General features: G+C 72.0%; 11 protein-coding genes. 4 read left to right on the top strand and 7 right to left on the bottom strand.

The features are described from left to right. Positions 1–54 precede the first annotated feature (54 nt). From EDD92_RS36030 to EDD92_RS36020, 3 genes are all read right to left on the bottom strand, one after another. Positions 55–1,332, bottom strand: a complete 1,278-nt coding sequence (locus EDD92_RS36030; RefSeq protein ID WP_030940183.1) for an SAV2148 family HEPN domain-containing protein — start codon at positions 1,330–1,332, stop codon at positions 55–57. Between the two features lie 80 nt (positions 1,333–1,412). Beyond that, positions 1,413–2,735 (bottom strand): copper amine oxidase, encoded by a 1,323-nt coding sequence (locus EDD92_RS36025; protein ID WP_123968167.1) that lies wholly within the window; start codon positions 2,733–2,735, stop codon positions 1,413–1,415. Positions 2,736–2,790: 55 nt separating this feature from the next. Continuing rightward, positions 2,791–3,591, bottom strand: a complete 801-nt coding sequence (locus EDD92_RS36020; RefSeq protein ID WP_123968166.1) for a Tat pathway signal sequence domain protein — start codon at positions 3,589–3,591, stop codon at positions 2,791–2,793. 193 nt (positions 3,592–3,784) lie between these two features. Between EDD92_RS36020 and glgX the strand changes: the two genes are divergently transcribed. Next, the gene (glgX, locus tag EDD92_RS36015; RefSeq protein ID WP_123968165.1) at positions 3,785–5,914 is read left to right on the top strand and encodes a glycogen debranching protein GlgX; all 2,130 of its coding nucleotides are present in this window, start codon (positions 3,785–3,787) and stop codon (positions 5,912–5,914) included. On the opposite strand, the gene EDD92_RS36010 is transcribed toward glgX, so the two are convergent. After that, entirely contained in the window at positions 5,911–7,194 is a 1,284-nt protein-coding gene (locus EDD92_RS36010; RefSeq protein WP_123968164.1) for an MFS transporter, read from the bottom strand. The two genes, glgX and EDD92_RS36010, sit on opposite strands and share 4 nt — an antisense overlap. 81 nt (positions 7,195–7,275) lie before the next feature. On the opposite strand from EDD92_RS36010, the gene treY reads away from it, so the two are divergent. Next, positions 7,276–9,633 carry a malto-oligosyltrehalose synthase gene (gene treY / locus EDD92_RS36005; RefSeq protein ID WP_123968163.1) on the top strand — a complete coding sequence of 786 codons (2,358 nt, stop codon included), beginning with the start codon at positions 7,276–7,278 and terminating at the stop codon, positions 9,631–9,633. A 259-nt stretch (positions 9,634–9,892) separates the two neighbouring features. Here the strand turns inward: treY and EDD92_RS36000 are convergent, their stop codons facing one another. After that, complete coding sequence (locus EDD92_RS36000; RefSeq protein ID WP_123968162.1) at positions 9,893–10,810, bottom strand: LysR family transcriptional regulator; 918 nt, start codon at positions 10,808–10,810, stop codon at positions 9,893–9,895. Positions 10,811–10,895: 85 nt separating this feature from the next. On the opposite strand from EDD92_RS36000, the gene lpdA reads away from it, so the two are divergent. Both lpdA and EDD92_RS35990 read left to right on the top strand, forming a co-directional pair. Next, positions 10,896–12,341, top strand: a complete 1,446-nt coding sequence (gene lpdA, locus EDD92_RS35995) for a dihydrolipoyl dehydrogenase (protein ID WP_123968161.1) — start codon at positions 10,896–10,898, stop codon at positions 12,339–12,341. A 155-nt stretch (positions 12,342–12,496) separates the two neighbouring features. Then, entirely contained in the window at positions 12,497–13,747 is a 1,251-nt protein-coding gene (locus EDD92_RS35990; protein ID WP_123968160.1) for a M14 family zinc carboxypeptidase, read from the top strand. Positions 13,748–13,943: 196 nt separating this feature from the next. Here EDD92_RS35990 and EDD92_RS35985 read toward each other — a convergent pair whose 3' ends face one another. Both EDD92_RS35985 and EDD92_RS35980 read right to left on the bottom strand, forming a co-directional pair. After that, positions 13,944–14,363 (bottom strand): SSI family serine proteinase inhibitor, encoded by a 420-nt coding sequence (locus EDD92_RS35985; RefSeq protein WP_123968159.1) that lies wholly within the window; start codon positions 14,361–14,363, stop codon positions 13,944–13,946. Next, entirely contained in the window at positions 14,360–15,724 is a 1,365-nt protein-coding gene (locus EDD92_RS35980) for a M14 family zinc carboxypeptidase (RefSeq protein ID WP_123968158.1), read from the bottom strand. The genes EDD92_RS35985 and EDD92_RS35980 overlap by 4 nt, the downstream gene beginning before the upstream one ends. Positions 15,725–15,785 lie beyond the last annotated feature (61 nt).

Here is a 15,785-nt window from a genome sequence, read left to right as displayed (position 1 = left end):
CCCATGGGCCACTGACAATCCGAGGACTGCATTCCGCTTGGCCCCGGCGACAGTTCAGGACACAGGTCGCGAATCCGCCCAGGAGGTTTCGAACTCCTCGCGGTATGTCGGGAAGAGCCCGCTCTCGACTCCCTTGTCCATGTCGTCCGGCTTGACCACCCGGCTGCCGTTGCGCAGGACCAGCACCGGAGCCTCCATGCCGCGCGAGCGCCGCAGATAGGACTGGAGGACGGCGACGCCGTCCGAGCCGTCGCCGTCGACGAGGTAGGCCGTGAAGCGCGGGGTCTCGTCGTAGACCTGGATCTGGAAGGCGGCCGGGTCGCGCAGCCTGGACCGGACGCGCCGCATGTGCAGGATGTTCATCTCGACAGCGCGGCTCAACTCGCCGCGCTTCATGCCGAGTTCGCGCTCGCGCCGCTTGACGGCGCTGGAGGCCGGGTTGAGGAACAGCAGCCGGACACGGCAGCCCGCCTCGGCCAGACGCACCAGCCGGCGCCCGGAGAAGTTCTGCACGAGCAGGTTGAGGCCGATGCCGACGGCGTCGAGGCGGCGGGCGCCGCCGAAGATGTCCTCGGCCGGGAACTGGCGCAGCAGCCGCACCCGGTCGGGGTGCACGGCGACCACGTCCGCGTACCGGTCGCCGACCATTTCCTCCACCGCGTCCACGGGCAGCCGACGGGCCGACGGCACGTCCCCGGCCGCGCCGAGGACGTCCAGCAGCTTCGCGGAGGCCCGCTCGGCCTGGCCCAGGACGGCCTCGGAAAGGGCCCGGTTGCGGGAGACGACGTTACGGGTGACCTCGAGCTCGTCCAGAGCGAGTTCGACGTCGCGGCGGTCGTCGACGTACGGCTCGAAGCACGGCCAGTGCTGCACCATCAGCTCGCGCAGCTGCGGCAGCGTGAGGAAGCTGAGCACGTTGTCGTCGGCCGGGTCGAGCAAATAGCCCTTGCGGCGGCTGACTTCGCGTACGGCGACCGCGCGCTGCACCCATTCCTGGCCGGCCGGCCCGGCCGCGGCGACCACCCAGTCGTCGCCGTGGACGGGTTCGTAGATGGGCCGCAGAACAGCGGCCACGACCGCGCGCAGCCGCTGTTCGACGAGGTTCAGCCAGATGTAGGCCCGGCCGGCTCGCTGGGCGCGCGTACGCACCTCGCGCCAGGCGTCGGCATCCCAGTCCAGCTCCGGCCCGATGGAACTCGTCGCCATCGGCCGGGCCAGGGACACCGTGCCGGGCGGGACATCTGTGGAGTTCCCCTCGTGACCCTCGTCACCAGGGGGCAACTCCAGCCCTCCCGACCCCACCCGCGCACCGCCTTCCGCTCCCCCGAGCATCCCCGTGTCAACGATCAAGGAAGGGTACTCCGGGAGCAGTCAGCGGTGCAGCCGGATGGACAGGTCGATTCTCAACTGCCCTAGTGCCAGTGCCCGTTCTGACCGGCAAGGGCGGCCGGAGTGAGCGGATTCATAGCCGTGACGTCACGCGGGGCGATGGAGAAGCCCTGCCAGTGAACCGGCATCGGCTGCTGGTCCTCGTCCCGGGCTATGTGGTGGAAGCCCACATTCACCCAGACTATGGGGTGGGTGAGAGTCTGCCCGTTGACCCATGTGTCGACGGACTTGCCGTGCCCGGCACCGCAGTTGAGCGGGTTGCCGCTGGCGTACTGCTCGCACTTGTTGTACTCGGTGAAGTACACGTCGTGCTTGGTGAAGCTGCGGCCCGGGTACTTCGCGGTCGGGCCCTGGACGATCTCGTACGAGCGCGGGTGGTCGTCCTTGTTCTTGCCGGCCGTGCTCACCACGCGCCACCAGCGCATGTCCTTGGCGTCGCCCGCGAGTTCCTTGGTGACCTTGGTGAGGGTCGTCTTGTTGGTCGGCGCCTGCTGGCCGTTGACCGGCGCGCTGACCTTCGAGTCGTACTGCTCGACCTTGGTCTTGGAGGAGCCGTCGAGGCCGAAGTCGAGCCGCCAGAAGACGTTGTGGCTGTGGCTGGTGGCATAGGCCTTGGCGCCCTTGCCGAGGGGCCAGCCGCGGCCGTCGCCCGCGTCGTAGTCGTCGGGCGAGAGGCTGCCGGTGGCGCCGGCGTTCATGCTCATCGTGCCGTCGTCCTGGAAGCGCCACTCGGTGATGTACTCGTACCAGCCGACCTTGTTGACCGTGTAGAGGAGCAGGTCCTTGCCCTGCGCCTGGTAGGTCTTGTTGGCGTCGGACAGCAGGTGGTAGGCGTGGCCGCGGGAACGGGTCGTGGCGCACAGGCCCTTGACGTTCTGCGACTCCGAGTAGAAGGGTTCGGCGACCTTGACCGACTTGATGGTGCCGCCCGGACACTCGGCGGGCGTGAGGTTCAGCAGGCCGTTGCCGAAGTTGTAGTCGGTGACGTCGTTGTACTCGACACTTCCGTCGTCGTACGGCACGTCGATCTGGGCGAGTTTGGCGCTGTTGAGGACCTTGATCGGCTGGGACTCGCCGGGCGGCTGGTAGGAGATGTCGTCCAGGATGACCCCGGACCTGCTCTCGAAGCGCCAGCACATCCGCCAGGTCGTACCGGTGGAGAGCTTCTGCTCGATCTGGTAGGCCGCGCTGCACTGGGGGGCCGCGGCGGCGGTCGCCTCCTTGTGCTGGGCGAAGGCCGGTGCCGCTGCCGTGCCGCCGAGGGCGAGCCCGACCGCGAGCGGGCCCACCATGGCGCGCCTGCGCAGCGCGCTGCGGCGGGCACGGCTGTCTCTGTTGACGTGCATGACGAGGTGACTCCCTTACAGGAGAAGCAAGTGTGAAAAGTGAACGGAGCCCGGTTCAGCCGAGCTTGACGACCTTGCGGGCGCTCAGGTCGATCACGAAGTCCCGGGTGTCGATCCAGGCGCCGTTCTTGACCTTCGGAAACAGCCGGGTGCAGCGGTGTTCGCCGCACTTGCCGAGCTCGGCCGGCTGCACGCCCGGGGTCGCCCGGAACACCATGCTGGTGAGCGTCAGCTGGTCCGGGGAGGTGAGCTCCTTGCCCGTGGCGTCCTTGTAGTCCGCCTTCAGGCCCGCGCCCAGCGGGTCGGCGATCAGCAGCCGGGCCGCCTCGCTCTGCTCGGCGACGCCGAGCGGCGGCTGGACGTCGTGCTGGGTGCTCGTCTCCTCGACCTTGCCGGTGTCCAGGTTGACGGTCTTGGTGACGACGCTGTCGCTGCGGTAGTCGTAGAACGTCACGTTCGCGCGCCGGGGCGCGTTCGCGCTGTCCGGCTGGTCGGTGTCCGGCTCGGTCAGCTCCACGGTGAGGCGCTGCGGTCCGCGGGCGCCCTTGACGTTCTCACCGGTGTTCAGCAGTTGCCGGTTCAGCGCGATCTTCTCGACGCGCTTCGTCTCGTCGTCGGTCAGCGGGTCGAGACCCTTGCCCTTCTCGCCCTCGGCCGGCGCCTGCTCGACGACACCCGGAGCGGGCGTGCCGTTCGCCTGAGCCGCCTGCTGGGCCTGCCCTGCCTTGGTCCCCCCCGAATCGTCGGCCCCCGCCGTCCCCGGCAGCGTGATCCCGACCATCACGGCAGTTCCGGCGACCGCTATGGCCGCACCGGCCACCACCTTGCCCAGATGGCGGTGCACTATCTTGCGCACATTTGCCCCCTACTCCCCCTTCGTCCCCGGGAGTACTTTTCTGCCCCACTGATTGGCATACGGCGTTGGCATACGGCGTATGCACAGGTCGATCGGTAAGAGGGACGTAAGTCATAGGTGGTTCCATCACTTTCGGGGACACTCGACGCCAAGGCGCCCCCTGGGGCGCGCTCCACCTGAAAGAGTCGTATCCATGCAGGTCTGGCCTGGCGAGGCGTATCCGCTCGGTGCCACGTACGACGGCGCCGGCACCAATTTCGCGGTCTTCACGGAGGCCGCGGACCGAGTAGAGCTGTGTCTGCTGCACGACGACGGCTCGGAGACGGCGGTGGAACTGCGCGAGAGCGACGCATTCGTGCGGCACGCGTACGTGCCCGGCATCATGCCGGGACAGCGCTACGGCTTCCGGGTGCACGGCCCGTACGCCCCCGAGCGCGGCGTGCGCTGCAACTCGGCGAAGCTGCTGCTCGACCCGTACGCGAAGGCGATCAGCGGTTCCATCCGCTGGGGCGAGGAGGTGTACGGCTACCACTTCGACGCACCCGACAGGCGCAACGACCTGGACTCGGCGCCGCACACGATGACGTCGGTCGTGGTCAACCCGTACTTCGACTGGGGCGACGACCGGCGGCCGCGGCGCGGATACCACGAGACGGTGATCTACGAGGCCCATGTCAAGGGCCTCACCATGCAGCACCCGGGGCTGCCGGAGGAGCTGCGCGGCACCTACGCGGCGCTCGCGCACCCGGTGATCATCGAGCATCTGGTGGAGCTCGGCGTGACGACGCTGGAGCTGATGCCGGTGCACCAGTTCGTCAACGACCACCGGCTGGTCGACATGGGCCTGAACAACTACTGGGGCTACAACACGATCGGCTTCTTCGCCCCGCACAACGCGTTCGCCTCCTGGGGCGACCGCGGCCAGCAGGTCCTGGAGTTCAAGTCGGCGGTCCGGGCGCTGCACGAGGCGGGCATCGAGGTCATCCTGGATGTCGTCTACAACCACACGGCCGAGGGCAACCACCTGGGCCCGACGCTGTCCTTCAAGGGCATCGACAACCCGCAGTACTACCGGCTCACCGACGACCCGCGCTACTACATGGACACCACGGGCACCGGGAACTCGCTGCTCATGCGGTCCCCGCACGTCCTGCAGCTGATCATGGACTCGCTGCGCTACTGGGTCACGGAGATGCACGTCGACGGCTTCCGCTTCGACCTCGCGGCGACCCTGGCCCGGCAGTTCCACGAGGTGGACCGGCTGTCGTCGTTCTTCGACCTGGTGCAGCAGGACCCGGTGGTCTCGCAGGTGAAGCTGATCGCCGAGCCGTGGGACGTCGGCGAGGGCGGCTACCAGGTGGGCAACTTCCCGCCGCTGTGGACCGAGTGGAACGGCAAGTACCGCGACACCGTACGGGACATGTGGCGCGGCGAGCAGCGCGCGCTCGCGGAGTTCGCGTCCCGGCTGACCGGCTCCTCGGACCTCTACCAGGACGACGGGCGGCGTCCGCTCGCCTCGATCAACTTCGTCACCTGCCACGACGGTTTCACCCTGCACGACCTCGTCTCGTACAACCAGAAGCGCAACAAGGCCAACGGCGAGGACAACCGGGACGGCGAGAGTCACAACCGGTCCTGGAACTGCGGAGAGGAGGGTGAGACCGACAACGCCGAGGTGCTGAAGCTGCGGGCGCGCCAGATGCGGAACTTCGTCGCCACGCTGATGCTCTCCCAGGGCGTGCCGATGATCAGCCACGGCGACGAGTTCGCGCGCACCCAGCGCGGCAACAACAACGCGTACTGCCAGGACAACGAGCTGGCCTGGGTGAAATGGCCGGCCCCCGGGGCGGAGGAGGACGGCGCCGAGAGCGAGCTGCTGGCCTTCACGCGCGCGATGGTGTGGCTGCGCAAGGACCATCCGGTCTTCCGCAGGCGCCGCTTCTTCCACGGACGCCCGGTGGAGGGCACCCATGACGAGCTGTCGGACATCGCCTGGTTCACGCCGGAGGGCAAGGAGATGGCCCAGCGCGACTGGGACTCGGCGCCGGCCTCGGCACTGACGGTGTTCCTCAACGGCAACGCGATCTCCGAGCCGGGTACGCGCGGGGAGCGGATCACCGACGACTCGTTCCTGCTGATGTTCAACGCCTCGCCCAGGGCGCTCGACTTCGTGGTGCCCGTCAACCACGGCCGCCAGTGGGAAGTGGTGGTCGACACCGCCCGCTCGGACGGGGTGCCGCCGCACACCGGCCCGAAGGTGCAGGCGGGCGACCGGCTGACGCTGGTGGACCGGAGCCTGACGGTGCTGCAGCGGCCGGTCTAGGTCTGCTCCAGGTCCTGTTCGTGCGTCGGTGTGGTCGGCTGCCGGCCGGGTACGCGCGCGTGGAGGGCCGGTTCGGTGGCGGGCCCGGTGTACGAGGACGGGCGCGCCGTCAAGGCGATGGCGCAGGCGAGTGCGGCAGCCGTGCTCGCCGCGGCGAAGGCGGCCGCGGGGCCGTACGTCTCGGCGAGGCGGCCGGTGACGGCGACCGCCAGCGCCTGCCCGCCGACGATCGCACTCGTCGCGAACGCCATCGCCTCCGCCAGCCGTGTGGGCGGCACCGCGCGCTCGGTGAGGCCGAACACCGTGACCAGGTGCGGGGCATAGGCGACACCGAGGACGGTGACGACCGCATAGAGGCCCCCCATGCTCTGCGTCCACAGCAGGGGCAGCGAGAGCAGGAACGCGGCCGCGGTCGCCATCCGCCAGCGGACCGTGAGGGGGATGCGCGCGGGCACGGCGGCCATGGACAGGCCCGCCACTGCACTCATCACCCCCATGGCGGCGTACACGAGACCGGCCTGCTCCTCCTGTCCCAGCCGCTCGGTGAGTGCGGTGATACCGGCCTGACAGGCTCCGAACATCGCTCCTTGGAGGGCCAGGGCGGCGCGGAGGGAGCGGACGGAGCGGGGCATGCGGGAGCGCGGGACGCTCCCGGCCGGATGGCCGCGCCGTGTCGCCCTCGCCGTCGGGTGCAGTGCGAAGCCGCTGCCGCATACGGCCACCAGGAGTGCTGCCGCGCCCAGGGCGTAGGCGGGGTGGGCGAGCACGGCGGCCAGGCCCACCAGGGCCGGGCCCAGGACGAAGGAGATCTCGTCGAGGGTGCTCTCGAAGGAGAGGGCCGCGCCGACCGTGGACTCGGGGGCTGCGGACCGGCGGGCCAGCGCCACCAGACGGGCGCGGCCCAGGGGACCGATCAGCGGCACGGTCGCGCCCGCCACGGCCCCGAGAAGGGCCAGCAACGGGACGGACAGGCCGGCGAGCGCCCCGGCGACGAGCGCGGCGATCGCGGCGGCGTTGGCGAGGGAGAAGGCGAGCACGACCGCCCGCTGGCCATGCCAGTCGGCGAGCCGCCCCACCAGCGGGCCGCAGGCCACCTGCCCGGCCGCCAGCGCCCCGCCTGTCAGCCCCGCGGCGGTCAGCGACCCGCTGGTCCGGGCGACGAGCAGCACGCTGCCGAACTGGATCGTGGCCGTCGGCAGCCGTCCCAGGAAGGACACCACCGGCAGCAGTGGCCCGGTCAGGCCGATGACGTCCTGGTACGTTCGCCCGGTGCTCCCCATCGTTCGACGCTAGCCACGCGCGCGTGCACCCGTGGAGGGGACGATGACACGAAGGGCGGCAGGGCGGGTACGTAGGTTTGCATGACACCTGAGCGACCCGACCCCCTGGTGCCCACGGCCACCTACCGGCTGCAACTGCAGCCCGAGTTCCCGTTCGCGGCCGCGGCGGCCGCCGTGCCCTACCTGGCCTCGCTCGGCGTCTCGCACCTGCACCTGTCCCCCGTCCTGGAGGCCGTACCGGGCTCGGCGCACGGCTACGACGTCGTCGACCACGCGCGCGTGCGGGGGGAACTGGGCGGCGAGGAGGGCCTGCGTACGCTCGCGCGCACCGCGCGGGAGCACGGTCTCGGCCTGGTGGTGGACATCGTGCCGAACCACATGGCCATGGCTCCGCGCCACAACCACGCCCTGTGGGAGGTGCTGCGGGAGGGCCCCAAGTCGCCGTACGCGCGCTGGTTCGACATCGACTGGGAGGCGCAGGGCGGCCAGGTGCTGCTGCCGGTGCTGGGCGGCCCGCTCGGCTCGGTCATGGGTGAGCTGCGGGTCGACGGGGACGTGCTGCGCTACTACGACCATGTGTTCCCGCTGCGCGAGGGCACCGAGGGGCTGCCGCTGCCGCAGCTCCTGGACGCGCAGTGGTACCGGCCGGTGTGGTGGCGGCTGGCCCGCACCGAGCTCAACTACCGGCGTTTCTTCAGCATTTCGGAGCTCATCGGGGTGCGGGTCGAGGACCCGGAGGTGTTCGAGGCCACGCACGCGAAGATCCTGCAGCTGCTGCACGAGGACGTGCTCGACGGGCTGCGTGTCGACCATCCCGACGGGCTCGCCGACCCCGACGCGTATCTGCGGCGGCTGCACGAGGCGACCGGCGGCCGCTGGACGGTCGTGGAGAAGATCCTTTCGGACGGGGAGCCCCTGCCGGTCTCCTGGCCCGTCTCGGGCACCACCGGTTACGACGCCCTGCGGCACATCGACGGCCTCTTCACGGACCGAGCAGGGTTCGGGGAACTCCTCGGCCAGTACCGGCGGTTCGCGGCCCCGCAGACCGACCGCGGCGGCGACTGGGCGGCGACGGTACGGCGGGCGGCGTACAAGGTGCTCACGCACGAGCTCGCCACCGAGATCGACCGGCTGACCCGGGTGGCGAGCAGACTGTGCGCCGCCGCACCGGACCCCGCGCTGCGCGACCGCGCTCCCTGGGCGCTGCGCACGGCGCTGCAGGAGCTTCTGGTGCGCCTGGACGTCTACCGGCCGTACGCCTCCGGGGACGCGGCCGCCGTGGTCACCGAGGAGGCCGCGGCCGAGGCCCGGCTCGCCTTCGTCGTCCCGGAGGAGTCCGGCGCGGTCGACGTCGTACGGAATCTGGTCCTCGGGCGCCACGGCGACGGGCCCGACCACGTGGAGTTCCGGGCACGGTTCGCGCAGACCGCCTCCGCGCTGCGGGCCAAGTCCGTGGAGGACACGGCCTTCTACCGCTATGTGCCGCTGCTGTCGGCGACCGAGGTGGGCGGGAACCCCGGGAGCCCGGCGGTGTCCCCGGAGGACTTTCACGCCTACTGCGCGCGCGTACAGCGCGACTGGCCTGCGAGCGGGACCGTCGCGTCGACGCACGACACGAAGCGCAGTGCCGACGTAAGGGCGGCGCTGGCCGTGCTCACCGAGTGCCCGCAGCGCTGGGCGGACGTGCTGGCGGAGGTGACGCGGGCGGGTGAGGGCGTGCCGGACGCCCAGGTGGCGTGGGCGGCGTGGCAGACGGTGTTCGGGCTCGGGGCGGCGGCCGAGGAGCGCGTTCAGCAGGCCCTGTTGAAGCATGTGCGCGAGGCGGGGCTGCTGACGAGCTGGACGGAGCAGGAGCCCGCCTACGAGGAGGCGGTGGCGGCGTTCGTCTCGGCGGGGCCGTGCGGGGCTCCGGGTGAGCACGTGGTGGCCCTCCGCGCTGCGCTGGAGCCCCACATCCGGGCGAACGTGCTGGGCACCGCCCTGGTCCATCTGACGATGCCGGGCGTGCCGGACGTCTACCAGGGCACCGAGGGTGAGTACTTGGCGCTGGTGGACCCGGACAACCGGCGCCCCGTGCGGTTCCCGCCCTCGGCGGACCCCGGCGAGAAGGGCGAGGTGACCGCGGCGGCGCTGCGGCTTCGCGCGCGGCGGCCCGGCGCCTTCGGGGACGCGGCGACGTACGCGCCGCTGACCGCCGAGGGCCCGGCGGCGGCCCACTGCGTGGCGTTCGCGCGTTCCGGAGAGGTCGTCACGGCCGTGACGCGGCTGTCGCTGCGGCTGGCGGAGGCGGGCGGCTGGCGGGACACCGTGCTGCCGCTGCCGGCCGGGCGCTGGTCCGATGTGCTGTCTCCCGGGCGGGAGTTTGCGGGGCACGCGCGCGTGGAGGAACTCTTCGAACGGCTGCCGGTGGTGTTGCTGGAGCGGGTTGACGCCGACTGAGCGGCCCGCGGGCTGTGCCGCTTTGCGGCTCCGCCGCGGGGTGGGGCGATTGGGCGTCCATCCGTCTGCGGGCCCGTCGTGGCTGGTCGCGCCCCCGCGGCGGAGCCGCACACGACACAACCCCGCGCCCCCCTTTGGGCGCTGCCGCCGTCGATCATCTGCGGCGCCGTCGTGGCTGGTCGCGCCCCCTCCCTGGAGCCGCACACCGACACAACCCCGCGCCCCCCTTCAGGGCGCTGCCGGTCCGGGTGGGCCTTGGTCACCCTGGTTGGGCTGTCAGGGAGGTCGACGTTGCCGGCGTCGGCCATGACGTCCTGAGGAGCTCTACGAAGGCCTCGGCGGCGCCGGTTGGTGGGACGCGGGCGAAGACGGTCATGGGGCGGCGCCAGGACGGGGCGTGGGAGAGGACCGTGCAGTCCTCGCCTACCGCTCCGCGCACGATGTGCGAGGGTGCGACGCAGACGCCGACTCCGGCCGCGGCCATCCGTACGGCCGTCGACGTGTGCTCGGTCCACACGGCCGTGCGCGGGGCGAAACCGGCCAGTCCGCAGGCCCAGTCGAGGAAGCGTTCGCCGTGTACGACGGGTTCCATGGCGCAGCGGATCCAGTGGCGCTCGGTGAGTTCGGGCAGGGTCACCGTCGTGCGGCCCGCGAAGCGGTCGTCGAAGGGGACCACGAGGACGGCCTCCTCCTCGCCGACCGGCACGACGGTGCCGGGCCAGTCGGCGGGTGCGGGACCGACGGCGAGGTCCGCGGTGCCGCGCTCGACCTCCTCCTCCAGTGCCTGGGAGGTGGCGTACTCGTGCAGGTGAAGCACCACGTGGGGGTGGGCGGCGCGCCAGCGGGCGAACACGTCCGGCAGGACGCCGACCGCGACGGAGTGGACGGCGGCGATGTGCAGTTCGCCGCCCTCGGCGTCGGCGGCGGCACGCGCCGCGCGGCGGGCCTGGGCGGCGCTGCGCACGGCACGTTCGGCGTGCGGCCGGAAGGCGCGGCCCATCGGCGTGAGGCGCACTCCGCGCGGCATACGCTCAAGAAGGGCACCGCCGACCGACCGCTCCAGGGCCTTGATCTGGTGCGAGAGCGCCGGCTGCGAGACATGCAGGACCTCGGCCGCGCGTGTGAAGGACGCCTCGTCGACGACCGCCAGGAAGTACTCCATCTGCCGCAGACTCATGACCCACCTCTCATAAACATCCTGCATCGGTTCCACAAGAACATTGCCTTGGACTTATGGCAAGAGATGGACGGAGGCTGGGGGCATGGACGACACACGGGATCTGAGCACTGCGGATGTCATCGTCATCGGCGGCGGCACCGGCGGATACAGCACCGCCCTGCGCGCCGCCGCCCTCGGGCTCGATGTCGTGCTCGCCGAGCGCGACAAGGTCGGCGGGACCTGCCTGCACCGCGGCTGCATCCCCAGCAAGGCGATGCTGCACGCCGCCGAACTCGTCGACGGCATCGCCGAGGCGCGCGAGCGCTGGGGGGTGAAGGCGAGCCTGGACGCCGTCGACTGGCCGGCACTGGTCGCCACGCGCGACGACATCGTGACGCGCAACCACCGTGGCGTGGAGGCGCATCTCGCACAGGCGGGCGTACGGGTCGTGCGGGGCAGCGCCCGGCTGACGGGGCCGCGCACCGTACGTGTGCAGGGGCCGGACGGTGAACGCGCGTCGGGTGTGCGGGACTTCGCCGCACGCCGTGGGATCGTCCTGGCCACCGGCTCACGGCCGCGCACGCTCCCGGGGCTCGAGCCGGACGGCCGGCGCGTGGTGACGAGCGACGACGCGCTCTTCGCACCGGGTCTGCCGGCGTCCGTCCTGGTGCTCGGCGGTGGCGCGATCGGCGTGGAGTACGCCTCGTTCCACCGCTCGATGGGTGCGGAGGTCACCCTCCTGGAGGCCGCCGACCGGCTCGTGCCGCTCGAGGACGCGGACGTGAGCCGTCACCTGACGCGTGGTCTGAAGAAGCGCGGCATCGACGTGCAGGCGGGCGCCCGGCTGCTGGACGCCGAGCTGTTCGAGGACGGCGTACGCGCGCGCGTGCGCACCGCCCGCGGGGAGACCCGTACCGTCGAGGTGGAGCGGCTCCTGGTGGCGGTCGGCCGGGCCCCGGTCACCGACGGCCTGGACCTGGCCGCGGCGGGTCTCGCGGCGGACGCGCGCGGCTTCGTCGAACCGGCCGACTGGGGCCGGATGGAGACGCCGGTGGACGGCGTTCACGTCGTCGGGGACCTGCTGCCGCCGCCGTCACTCGGCCTGGCGCACGCCTCGTTCGCGGAGGGCCTGCTGGTGGCCGAGACGCTGGCCGGCGTGGCGTCCGTGCCGGTCGACTACGCGGCCGTGCCCCTGGTGACCTACTCGTCGCCGCAGACCGCGGCCGTGGGCCTCAGCGAGGCGGAGGCACGCGCGCGTGGGTACGAGGTGGCCGTCAACACCATGCCCCTGACGGCGGTCGCGAAGGGCATGGTGCACGGGCAGGGCGGGATGGTGAAGGTCGTCGCAGAGGCAGACGGCGGACCAGTGCTCGGTGTGCACCTGGTGGGCCCGCACGTGTCCGAGATGATCGCGGAGAGCCAGTTGATCGTCGGCTGGGACGCGTACCCCTCGGACGTGGCCCGCCACATCCACCCGCACCCCACGCTGTCGGAGGCGGTCGGCGAGACCTTCCTGACGCTGGCCGGACGCGGGCTGCACCAGCAGTGAGCCCCGGTGTCCGCGCCCCCCGTCGGCAGCAATGCCCCTTGTCGTCGGCGGTGAATGCATCTGGGCGCCCCCTGGAGCCTCCCCCTAGGCGTTATTGACAGTTCACCTAGAGCGTGGGGTACTGCGGATTGCGAAGCCGGGCGGACGTGACGGGGGTGAGTCTCCTGCCGCAGCTGCGCTACCCCACCGTGACCCAACTCGTCGCGTCCGCATGCGCGTTGGCCGCTCACAGGCCCGGTCTGTGCACACTGAGGCAGGTCGGCGTCTCCCGGGCGGGCAGACCCCTGCACCTGCTGTCCGTGGGCCACGCGCGGCGTGCCGTGCTCGTCGTCGCGGGCGCCCACGCCAATGAGCCGACCGGCGGTCCCACGCTGCTCGCGCTCGCCGAACGGGTGCTGTCCGAGCGGCAGTTGCGTGCAGACACGTCCTGGCACTTCCTGCTGTGCGCCGACCCCGACGGGGCGAGCCTGCACCGCACCCCGGCGCCGCGCAGCCTGTTCGACTACCACCTCGGGTTCTTCCGGCCGGCGGCCGAGGAGCAGCCGGAGTGGTCGCCGTCGGTGCTGCCCCCGCACCGGCTGCCGCCCGAGACGCGCACGCTGACCCGGGTCATCGACGAGCTGCGCCCCTACCTCCAGGCGACCCTGCACGGGACCGACCTGGGCGGCAGCTGGGTCCAGTTGACCAAGGACATACCGGGTCTCGCCGAGCCGTTCGCGAAGTCCGCGGCCGAGCTGCACATCCCGGTGGAGACGGGCGCATCGGACGCCGCGGGCTGGGCCGCGTCCGGGCCCGGGGTGCATGTGATGCCCTCCCCCGGTGCGGGCGCCGCATATCCGAGCATGCCGGACGACGCCCGCCACAGCACCTGGTACGAACCCCACCGCCACGGCGGTCTGACGGCGGTGGTCGAGGTGCCGATGTGGGCGAGCGACCTGGTGGACGACCCCGCTCCGCATCCCGCTCCGGCCGCAGCGATGCGACGGCTGGCGCGCCGGCTGCTGCGGGATGCGCTGGAGGTGGAGCGGGTGCTCGCCGAGGCGCTGCCGCGTCTGGAGGGCCTCGACGGTCCGCTGCTGCGGGCCGCCAAGTGGGCGCTGGAGCTGGTTCCGGGCCTGGCCGCGGACTGGATGCACACGCCGCCCGCCGACAACACGATGGCGTACGTCGGCAGCGTCGACGCGTTCGGCCGCCGCCTGCCGCTGCGGGCGGCGGCCATGCTGCTGCGTGTCCTGCAGGAGACCGACGACCGGGCGGCCCCGGGCCTGGAGCGGCTGGTGGCGACCTGGAGCGACGCCTTCGCGGAGCGCTTCCGCGCGCGCTGGGTGCCTTTGGAGCACCAGGTCGAGCACCAGTCCCGCACGGTCGTCGCGGCAGCGCTGCACGCGCGCGACCGGGCGGCCTGACCTGCGCGAAGCGCTCCGCCGGTGGTGCCGAAGGACGAGCCGTCAGTCTTCTGCGGCGCCGTCGTGGCTGGTCGCGCCCGCGCGGCGGAGCCGCACATGGACACTGCCCCGCGCCCCTTCAGGGCACGGGCGAACCGCAGCGGACCTCGCCCGGCCTGCTCTGTCACGCGCGGAGCAGGCCGCCGCAGTGCCGCTGTCAGGCGTCCAGGGCGAACACCGATCCGGTGCGTCCGGCCATGACGCAGGCGCTGGAGAAGGTCTGTGTGTACTCGACCCGCCGGCCGTTCCACTCCCCGCGCGCGTGGACGGTCACCGGCGCGTAGATCATCGGGCAGAAGATGTTCTTCTTCGAGGGGATGCGGGCGATGTCGCCCTCCGCCGCCGCCAGCTCCGTACACGCGTCGGCCGCTCGCGCGTGCCCCTGGGGTGGGTCGCACAGCAGCAGGGTGTCGCGCGTGTGCGGGGACCGGGCGTCGCCCTTGGTGACCGTGAGGTAGAGCCAGTCGGTCGGCGGGAAGCCCGGGGAGGCAGCCTGTGCCGGGGCCGCGCCGGCGAGGAGGAGGGCGGCCGCCAGCAGCGAGCCCCGTACCGCTTTCACTGTGGTGCTGATCGTCATTCCCGATGCATCGGCACGGCGGCCTGGGAACCCCACCCCGACTCACCCGAACGGGAGCATGCGGGCGCGTACCGCAGGGCGAGTTCGAACGCGGCGAGCACCACGCGCGACTGGTACTCCACCTGGCGTGCGACCGGTATCCAGCGCGCCCCCATGCCGTCGCGGTAGTCGGCGCACCAGTCGTCGATGAGACGGTCGAGGTCCGGCAGCACACCGGCCGGGTCGCGGCCGGCGCGGGTCACGAGCTGGTGCAGCAGCCCCGCCGTGCGCAGTGCCAGGCGCCGTCCGGCGATGCGCAGGGCGGCCAGGTGGGCGGTGCTGAGCGGCGGGAGGGGACGCGCACCGTCGGCGACGTCGGGGTCCCATGCGTCGGCGAGCCCGGGGCAGACCAGTAAATAGTCGTCCACCGGGGCGAGCAGGCGGGCCGCGTCCGGCATACCTGCGAGATGAGGCCGCAGCCGCGCGAGGAGCACCTCCAGGAGCCTTGCGTCGTGGCGCAGCGTGTGGCTGACGGTCCGCAGCACGGCGGCCGCGTCGGCGGGCGCGGAGCCGTCCTCCACGGCCGCCACGCCCCACATGGGCGCCTCGACGACCGCCGTGACCGTGCCGTGCCGGTAGGGGTGGAACCAGGTCGACTCGACGGCTGCCTCGGTGATGGCCGCGGCCAGGTCGCCGATGCGGGGCGGCGGGATGCGGTGGACGGCGGGTCCCAGGCTCGGCCAGTACAAGGTGTCGTAGGGCCCGAGTTCGCGCGGGATGCCGAGGCGGGCGGCGGTGTGCGCGACGCGCCCCGCGAGGCCCGGCAGGTCGTGGGTGAGCTCGACGAAGCCGCCGCCGACGTCGACGCCGTGCAGGGAGCACTGCAGGAAGGGCCGCAGTTCGTCCTGGAGGTCGATCAGGGTGCGGGTCTCCGGCAGGGCGGCGCCGGCCGCGCCGTCGGGCAGCCATTCGGGCTGTTCCAGGAAGCCGGGCCGGAAGAAGTTCCGGAAGTACCGGCCGAGGGAGTACGGGCCCGGCAGCCAGCCCTCGTTGCGGCGCAGACCGTCGGGGTCGAGGCTCAGCAGCAGGTTCCAGGTGGCGTCGGCGCCCTCGGTGAACCTGGGGTCGGCGAGGGCGCGTTCGGCCAGGCGCAGCGCGGTGGCGCCGCCGACGGGTTCGTTGGCGTGGGGCCCTGCGACGACGAGGGCCTGACGGCTGCCGTGACCGACGGAAAGCAGCCACATGGGGGTGCCCGCGCGCGAGGTGCCTACGCGGCGCAGACGGGCGTCGCTCGGACGCCGGGAGACGAGTGCTGCCGCCCGCGCGCCGAGCTCGTCGACGGTCGGGTAGCGGAGGAGGGGCGGCAGGGCACACCTCCACAATGTGGCGCCGTCGGTTCACCTGATGTGCATGGCGTACGCACAGTCAGTCACGACTTGAGGG

Source organism: Streptomyces sp. TLI_185 (assembly GCF_003814765.1).
Lineage (GTDB): Bacteria > Actinomycetota > Actinomycetes > Streptomycetales > Streptomycetaceae > Streptomyces.
Note: the sequence above shows the minus strand (reverse complement) of the source record. Positions and strands in the feature narration are given on the sequence as shown.

Bases quoted from the DNA above. Each gene is read 5' to 3' on its own strand.
- EDD92_RS36030 (WP_030940183.1), bottom strand. From the start codon at position 1,332: ATGCTCGGGGGAGCGGAAGGCGGTGCGCGGGTGGGGTCGGGAGGGCTG.
- EDD92_RS36025 (WP_123968167.1), bottom strand. From the start codon at position 2,735: ATGCACGTCAACAGAGACAGCCGTGCCCGCCGCAGCGCGCTGCGCAGG.
- glgX (WP_123968165.1), top strand. From the start codon at position 3,785: ATGCAGGTCTGGCCTGGCGAGGCGTATCCGCTCGGTGCCACGTACGAC.
- EDD92_RS36010 (WP_123968164.1), bottom strand. From the start codon at position 7,194: ATGGGGAGCACCGGGCGAACGTACCAGGACGTCATCGGCCTGACCGGG.
- treY (WP_123968163.1), top strand. From the start codon at position 7,276: ATGACACCTGAGCGACCCGACCCCCTGGTGCCCACGGCCACCTACCGG.
- EDD92_RS36000 (WP_123968162.1), bottom strand. From the start codon at position 10,810: ATGAGTCTGCGGCAGATGGAGTACTTCCTGGCGGTCGTCGACGAGGCG.
- lpdA (WP_123968161.1), top strand. From the start codon at position 10,896: ATGGACGACACACGGGATCTGAGCACTGCGGATGTCATCGTCATCGGC.
- EDD92_RS35985 (WP_123968159.1), bottom strand. From the start codon at position 14,363: ATGACGATCAGCACCACAGTGAAAGCGGTACGGGGCTCGCTGCTGGCG.